Annotated in this window: 1 protein-coding gene; it reads left to right on the top strand. The window is 68.7% G+C overall.

The annotated features are described in order from the left end of the window. Nucleotides 1-1,382: PAS domain S-box protein (locus FVW27_RS15825; RefSeq protein WP_167126961.1), on the top strand; the 1,382-nt coding region annotated here is incomplete at both ends.

The following is a 1,382-nucleotide window of genomic DNA, read 5'->3' on the forward strand; positions in this document are numbered from 1 at the left end:
CTCTGGGCCTGCTGACGAGATTGCGACTGCGGCGCGGCAAGCCCGCTGGCGCGGAGCAGGATGTCCAGCGGGGCGCGCAGCCGAACGCACACGCCGCCGCTTCGGGGCAGGCACATGCTTCGGGTCGGGCAAGCACTTCGGCGCAGGCGGTCGACCTGGACCGGGCGCGCGAACAGTACCACGCCATCTTCACCAGCGCGCCGGTGGGCATCTTCCGCGTGACGCCCGAAGGCCGCTACGAGAACGTCAACCCGGAATACGCGCGCATCTGGGGCTGCCCCACCACGGAAGAAATGCTGGAATGCGTCTCGGACATTCCCCGGCAGATGTACGCCAACCCGGCAGACCGCCAGCGCTTCGTGGGTGCGTTGCAGGCCACGGGCCGCGTGGACAACATGGAACTGCGCCTCAAGCGGCGCGACGGCAGCCAGTTCTGGGGGCTTGTCAGCGCGCGCCTGGTGCGCGGCCCGGCTCCTGCCCAGGCGGCGCCAACGGGCCAGATCGCCAAAACCGGCCAGGCTCCCCAAACCGGCGCTCCGAACGGCACGGGCAGTGCCGACGCAAAGGCGGACAACGCCCCGGCAGAGGTGGACTACATCGACGGCTTCGTGCTGGACATCACCGAACAAAAGGTGATGCAGGACCAGCTTTCCGAGGCGTGGCGCAGACTGCGCGACATCATCGACTTCCTGCCCGACGCAGCCCTGGTGCTGGACGCAAGCCGCCGCGTCATCGCCTGGAACCGCGCCATGGAGGAAATGACCGGCCATTCCGCCAGCGAGATGCTGGGGCGCGGCAACTTCGAGTACGCCCTGCCCTTCTATGGCGAACGCATCCCCCTGCTGGGCGACCGGTTCTTTTCCCCTGGCCTGCCGCTGCCCAGCCACTACACCATGTTCGGCGAGCAGGGCGACAAGCTGACGGCCGAGGCCTACGTGCCTACACTGTTCGGCGGTCGTGGGGCCCACGTGTGGACCGTGGCATCCGCCCTGCGCGACGGCGAAGGGCGACTCGCCGGGGTCATCCAGACCATCCGCGACATCACCGAACGACGCAACCAGGTGCTGGAGCTGGAAAAAAGCCGCCAACGCTACGACATGGCCATTTCCGCCACCAACGACGGCATCTGGGAGTGGGAACTGGCCACCAACACCCTGTACCATTCGCCGCGCTGCCTCGAAATCATGGGCCGCCCCGCCGACGCGGCGCTTTCGCCCATGGACATCGCGGCCATCCTGCACCCGGAGGACAGGCTGGGCGTGCTGTCGGAGGTGCGCCGCATCACCGGAGAGGACGCGGAGCGCTTCGAGCATGAATTCCGCATCCGCCACACCGACGGCACGTGGCGCTGGGTGCTGGCGCGCGGCGCGGCCCGGCGCGGC

The sequence above is a fragment of the Nitratidesulfovibrio liaohensis genome, assembly GCF_011682075.1.
In the GTDB taxonomy this organism is placed as follows: Bacteria; Desulfobacterota; Desulfovibrionia; order Desulfovibrionales; family Desulfovibrionaceae; genus Cupidesulfovibrio; species Cupidesulfovibrio liaohensis.